The sequence below is a fragment of the Yoonia sp. genome, from assembly GCF_042093035.1.
Classification (GTDB): Bacteria; Pseudomonadota; Alphaproteobacteria; order Rhodobacterales; family Rhodobacteraceae; genus Yoonia.
The window spans coordinates 1-6,374 of the sequence record NZ_JBELFI010000130.1; the positions used below are offsets into that span (position 1 = coordinate 1).

General features: G+C 57.4%; 5 protein-coding genes. 1 reads left to right on the top strand and 4 read right to left on the bottom strand.

The features are described from left to right. The 3 genes from ACFDSS_RS12900 to ACFDSS_RS12910 all read right to left on the bottom strand — a co-directional run. The coding region (locus tag ACFDSS_RS12900; protein WP_375256139.1) for an acyltransferase at nt 1–348 on the bottom strand (348 nt) is incomplete at its 3' end. Further along, entirely contained in the window at nt 338–1,672 is a 1,335-nt protein-coding gene (locus ACFDSS_RS12905) for an O-antigen polymerase (RefSeq protein WP_375256140.1), read from the bottom strand. The genes ACFDSS_RS12905 and ACFDSS_RS12900, both read right to left, overlap by 11 nt. Next, nucleotides 1,657–2,967, bottom strand: coding sequence for a hypothetical protein (locus ACFDSS_RS12910; protein WP_375256141.1), 1,311 nt, complete (start codon nt 2,965–2,967; stop codon nt 1,657–1,659). The genes ACFDSS_RS12905 and ACFDSS_RS12910 overlap by 16 nt, the downstream gene beginning before the upstream one ends. A gap of 90 nt (nt 2,968–3,057) precedes the next feature. On the opposite strand from ACFDSS_RS12910, the gene ACFDSS_RS12915 reads away from it, so the two are divergent. Next, nucleotides 3,058–4,965 (top strand): GumC family protein, encoded by a 1,908-nt coding sequence (locus ACFDSS_RS12915; RefSeq protein WP_375256142.1) that lies wholly within the window; start codon nt 3,058–3,060, stop codon nt 4,963–4,965. Nucleotides 4,966–5,011: 46 nt separating this feature from the next. On the opposite strand, the gene ACFDSS_RS12920 is transcribed toward ACFDSS_RS12915, so the two are convergent. Continuing rightward, nucleotides 5,012–6,374 (bottom strand): hypothetical protein (locus tag ACFDSS_RS12920; protein WP_375256143.1); only part of this gene is annotated, 1,363 nt, incomplete at its 5' end.

Here is a 6,374-nt window from a genome sequence, read left to right on the forward strand (position 1 = left end):
GTGATCGTGGGTGTATAGCACCGCTTTTTCCGAAATCAGGACGTTGTCGCCGATGGTCAGGCCGCCTGTCATGTCCAGATGAACATCCCGGTTGATATGGACGTTGTTTCCAACCCTGAGATGGCCTGACGCCACTTCCGTTGAGGCCGCAGCGCCGCGCGCCACAAAGCAGTTGTTCCCGAAGCGCACGTTAACGGGTGGATGGAACCCCACCTGCGCGTGAAAGACGCAACCATACCCGACCTTTGCCAATGTGGCGCGGTGAAACCGGGTGGCCAGCCAGACACGCAATCTGCGCAATCCCGCAGCCAGCGCATGAGAAGCCGTGTATGCCACGCTAACCCGCATAGACAACGCCTGTCAGTGGCGCGTGCTTGCGATAGCGGGGCAAACACAGATTGATGACAAAGAAAATCAGCACGCCTTGCGCCGCGGCACCAATGACAAAGGCGCTGAACGACGATTGCAGGGTACCCTGAAGGAACGGATAGAATAAAAGCGGATAATAGATGAATGCGGCAAACTGCAATGTGGGCCGCAGAGCCAGCAAGCCTGCTTCTAACCTGCGATAAATCCACCCCAGAACGAAACCGACAAAGACCCCTGTCATCCCGAAATTGATATAGGCTTCACCCGGACCCGTGACATTGAATGCGCCGCCTTCGGACAAGTCCATGACGATCCTTTTGAAATAAACGCCCATGTCGATTGCCGGCTTGTCAGGCCAAAAGGCGCGCGGAAACCAGCCAAAGCTCCACCAGGTGTAGCTGTCGCCATAAAGATAGAGCGCGGGCGACATGCGGTCACCGATCATCACGGCCGCATTGATATCGAGGAAGTACGTCGACCCCACAATCTGGTGCAGCAAGCCCGCGTCGCTGCCCCGCAGAGCTGTCATATAGGCCGATGTCAAAAGCACCGCGCCCGCACCGGCGCCTGCCACCAGCACAGAACGCAGCCTGACCTGCCCACCGACCAAAAGAAAGGTAATCGTGCCATAGGCAAAAAGCTCCAGCAGTTCAAAGCGGTCACCCGTGACCAGACCCACGCAAATGAGCAGCACCGCGATAAGACCTGCCTGCATCAGAAAGACCCGGTTTTCATTCACCAATCCGGCCGCCAATAGCAAAACAAAGGCCGCCTTCGGCACGATGAACAGAGACTTGATCCCCGCCAACGTCGCCCCGTTGCCTGCTGCATTCACATTCACCTGTTTGTCGCGGTTCAGTGTTTCCAGCAAATCAGGCGTCAGACCTGACAAGCCCCTCGCGCGCAAGATCAAAGCCAGCGTCAGGGCGGCTATCACGAAGGCTGCGATGAAAAGCAAATGCCCGCGTTCAAGTCCGGCCACCATTGCCCGTCGTTGCGGCAAGGTATCGGTCTGATGTGTGACGCGCACAGCGCAGCGGTAGCCAAGACACATCATCAGGATAAAGCCTGCCAAATAAGCCGCCCCAATCAGGTCAGCTCCCGGTGTTTCGACATAACGTGCGTAGAAAGCCCAATCCGGATTGCGCGCGTAGACGACCACCTTGACCAAGAAGCCCGCAGCGCTGAAATACGCGAGAAAATGCATCGGTGAGACGGGGCGCACTAACCCGTACTGCCGGCCCATCCACAGCGGGACCACCGTTGAAATTGCTGCCAGTGCAATCATCAAGAGGTCCGCCATCTGACTGCCTCCGATGTCCACAGCACATAGGCAGAGGTATCAATGCCAAACCGACGCCACACGCCCCACCATACCAAGACGCTGCCCGCAGTGATCGCGCTGACGTAGCTAAGCGCGTTGCTCAGTGGTGTGAGCGTGCTGCCGATGACGGCTGCGGCGCTCAGGTAAAGCAGAATGCTCAAACCGCGCGCGACCGCGGACAAGCGGGCCTGATTTCCAAGCGTTGCGACCGTCAGGCCAGACGCAAAAAACGCCTGTGCCAAGGCACCTAACACCAAAACAGAAAAGCTTTGGGCGGCAATCCCGGTCACCATGCTCTGCGGCCATGCTGCCGCAAGAGCCAGCCCCGCGAAACAGCCCACCGCAAGCCCCAGACCGGTATACCAGGCAACTTGGCTGCCATGTGCACTCGCCGCCTGCATCGCCACCGGGTCATGCGCTCCGCATGCTGCGGCGACGGGCTTTGCGCTGATCCAGGTGGCAACACTCACCGGCAATGCAACGACATTCGCCACACGCCGCAAGACGGCGTAAAGCCCCAAGTCCTGCGCAGGCAGCAGCAGACCTCCGAGGATCAGGTCGATCTGCGCCAGGACCATTCCTAAGACCTGCGTGCCCCATAGCGACCACGTCCAACCAATCTGGTCGCCCGCGTCAATTCCGGTCTGCGGGATATGGCGCTGGTAGCACCAGACAAGCGCTGCACATGCCATCAGCGCCATCACAAGCGCTGCCCAGATGATGATGGTCGCAACCTCAGCCGTGGCCGCTGCCACACCGGCTATTCCCAGCGCCACAAACGGACCCGCATCCCGCAAAATCATGGATATCTGGACGCTGCCAAGCGCGCGCATGATGCTGGCCAAACAGTTCAGGAAATTGATGTTGAATGCGGCAATTATGACAGCAAGCCATTGCGGTTGGGGCCAGACCGCAGTCGCTCCAAGCCAAATCACAAGACCCATGATTGCAGGGAGAACCACCGCCAGCCAGGCGATTCGGGCTGCGCGCAATCCGCGCCCGTCGGACAAATTGCGCAACACCAGCAATGGCCCGCCACAAGACACAACAGTGCTTATCACCAGCGCCTGACCCCAAAGAAAAACAAGCTCTCCGAAAACGGCCATTCCCAAAGTGGATGTGAGGCTCAGCATCACTGCGAAATTTGCGCCAACCATGCCTGCACGCGATAGAAGCGCGGTCGTGGCAGAGCGGCCTCCCAACCTTTGCAGAACGTGCATCAACATCACAAAAAGCCCACACCCAAACAGCATTCCGCGCTTTGCGGAACCCATTCAGATATCCTTCATGGTGATTAATTAAGGGTTAACTCCTTTCTGATTTATTAATCCCCGCAAGGATGAAGGTGACAGGACGGACGTGAAATGACCGCTGTATATGCCCCGGATGGATATGACAAACTCCCCCCTTTGGACCTATTGGGAATGGCAAAAATCGTCTGGTATGGGAAGTGGGTGATTGCTTTGACGACAGCGGTGATGGTCGGGTTGGGGACTTACTATGCGTTCCACATGACCGGTCCGCTCTACGCCGCGACCGCAACATTGCAGGTGGAAAGCCAGCCCGCTGCGATCTCTGGCACGACCGGTCAATCCAGAACCGATCTTGTCAGTCTTAATACACAGGTTTCCAGTTTGACATCAGACGCGATCCTGCGGGCTGTTATTCGTGATCTCAACCTTTTGCAGGACCCGGAATTCAACCGCCACCTGACGTCTGCTTCACCGTTTTCACCAAACCAAATGCGCACCACTTTGCGCAATCTATTGGCGGGCACCTATGCGCAGGCCCCCACACGCCAGGAAATACTCCAAAAGACAATTGAGAACCTGCGCGGCAGGCTCAGCACTGAACGGCCTGATGATACATACCTGTTTCAGATTACCGCCCGCAGCCAGGATGCAGGCAAAGCAATGCGCATCGCAAATGTGACCGGTCAGGCGTTCGTGGACGCACAACAACAAACAAAAAGCGCCGAAGCGTCGGCTACGGTAGATTGGCTCAGCAATCGCGTGGCAAGTCTTCGCGCGCAGGTGTCGCGTCAGGACCGCGCGGTAATCGACCTGATCCAGACCGTGCAAGTGCAGGAGGACACTGCATTGGACAGGCTCGGCACTGCGGTTCTGGTCTTGGAACAAGAGCAATCCGCATTGCAAAGCACACTTGCACGACTTGAGGCGGACAGTGCGCCGCAAACCCCCCGTCGAACCGCTGAGGTGCAGCAGTTGAAAACCCGCATTGCGGATACCCAGGCCCGTCGTGACCGGCTTCAGCAGCAGTTAAGCACGCAGTCGGCTGGCCTTCTCGCCTTGCAACAAATGCAGCGCGAAGCAGACGCAACGCGCGTCTTGCATCAATCATTCCTTGCACGTCTCCAAGAGGCGAAAATCCAAAATGCGCTGAGCCAACCTGAAAGCCGGATGCTGACCCCCGCGGCAATCGGCACCTACGTCGGTGCGCGCAAAACGCTGATTGTGAATATCTCGGCAATCGTCGGGTTTCTTGTCGGGCTTCTGGCAGTAGCCATACAGCAGATGATGCGCACAGGGGTTTATCATCCATTGCAGCTGGCGCAGGAGACCGGCGGCACCGTTTTGGGCCAAATTCCTGCGCGATTGACACGTCGGCCATCAGTATTTCTCAAGCAACTGCAAGACGTGACTTCTTCGGAACTCACTACCGTCTTGCGAAAAATTCGCACCGGGCTGCTCCTGCAAAACGCATGGGCTTTGCCACAAGTGATCCTCGTCACTGCGAGCACCAAGGATGAGGGTGCAGCGCCACTCGCATTCGGGTTGGCGCATGAATTGGGTAAGTTCGAGGGGCAATGCACATTGGTCATTGCGGACCCTTCAGATAGTGATGTTCCGAAACACTTTGCGCCATTGGGGCGCGCAAATGCAAAGGGCGAACCGCTGACCGGCCAGCCCGCGTTTAAGGTCGTGTATCTCAACGAAGTTGAATATCTCATCACCGACGGTTTCAGCACGGACATACGCAGGTTGCGCGAAACGTCTTCACACATTGTGATACTCGCGCCACCGGTCATAAACGGGCCGGAAACGCTCCTTTGCGCGCGAACCGCTGACACGATTATCTATGCCGTGCGCTGGGCGACAAGACCAATTGGCACGATCCAAAAAGGCATCAGATCGCTTGCTGTGACCAGCGATAAACCGATTGGACTGGTTCTGACACAAACGAAAGTGCGAAAAATGCGCAGGATGGCTGCCATTTCAGGGCTGCCCGCAGCGGAAATGAGCGCAACATGAAAAAAGGGGCCGCACGGATGCGGCCCCTGATACTGCCTGTGGAATGCTAGCCCATCTTGATACGATGAAGGTTCGAAAACGCCAGCAGATCCCCCGCAACGCAGGTCTGGTTGCCTGATAATGCGGCGGTAACGTAGGCCTTGCCCCCCCAGTCCAACCCCCCGCTCGCAGTGCGGGCATCAAGATTTGGTCGCAAGAATGCTGCGAATTGATCGACACGATTGCCCGGCACAATCGTCGCTGCGGCACGGCAACCGTAGGACAGGGTTTCGTCAAGGACGGCGCCTGTAAGCCCCAGGGACGAAACGCCCGGAAACACGACATTCGGCGGGTTCACCCCTGCATAAGTTGCCAATGAAACAGGAGAACCATCCGGATGGCTGACCGTATCGACCACAGTACTCTGGCTTTCGCCGTCCCAATGGACCATCGGCAACATGCCAGCATAAAACCACTCAAGCTGCGCATCAGCCCCCGTCCAAATAGCTGCAACATTGTGGGTAATAGCACCCGCGCTGATCGTGCGATCAATCCGGCAATTCGCCACAAGCGCCCCCGCCTGCGTCTGCCAAACCGTCTCTTCGTGCACAGTCACATGACTGCCAACAGACAAACCTGTTCCTGTTGCAACAGGCACCCAGGTTTCACCGTCGAGCAATATGTCACGTTGCGACAACAGGTCATTGCCATGTGTCTGGCCACCCACTTCTGTCGCCGCTCCAGCGACAGTGAAGCGCAACGCATACTCGCGCTCAGAAGCATAGTCGATCGCGACAAACTCAGGATAGGTCGGCCTGAAATCCGCCCGCCAGTCCAACGCACCGTCAGAGGCAATTCCGTTACTGTGCAGCGGTCCTAGCGTGCCACTTGTACCATTGGCGCGAGCCGCATAATACAGACCGCCCATCTGCACCTCATCGCCCATCTGATAGGCGGTGTTTGGTTGCCAATACGGGGGGACGATTTGAGTATCCGACAAATCAGCACTGGTCGAGACAGCCTCAACCATGATGGCATTGCCCCCCGGTGTTGCGACACCGCCGAAAGACAGCGTTACCGCATGAGGCCCCGTCAGACCACTCGCCACTTTCATGGTCTGGCGACGCTGCAAGTCAACGGCGCCATAGGAAGAGAACGCCTTGAACCCCAGGCTCGCCGGATCACCAATCTCGTTTACCAACGCCTGAGACCCGTCAATCTCGACTTTGACATATCCACCGCTCGTGCGGGCCGTGTAGTGTACCCAAAGGTCATAGGCGGTTTCACGGCTGACCGTGACAGTGGCGGTAGCGGTCTGCGAGCCCGTGCTCACTGCACGATTGCCCGTATAGCTTCCGCTCAGGCCGGATCCGGATGATTGCATCTGCCCCCATGATCCAGAAAGTGTAAACTGGCCAATCGGATAGACA

Coding starts and splice junctions, on each gene's coding strand:
- ACFDSS_RS12905 (WP_375256140.1), bottom strand. CDS start 1,672: ATGGCGGACCTCTTGATGATTGCACTGGCAGCAATTTCAACGGTGGTC.
- ACFDSS_RS12915 (WP_375256142.1), top strand. CDS start 3,058: ATGACCGCTGTATATGCCCCGGATGGATATGACAAACTCCCCCCTTTG.
- ACFDSS_RS12910 (WP_375256141.1), bottom strand. CDS start 2,967: ATGGGTTCCGCAAAGCGCGGAATGCTGTTTGGGTGTGGGCTTTTTGTG.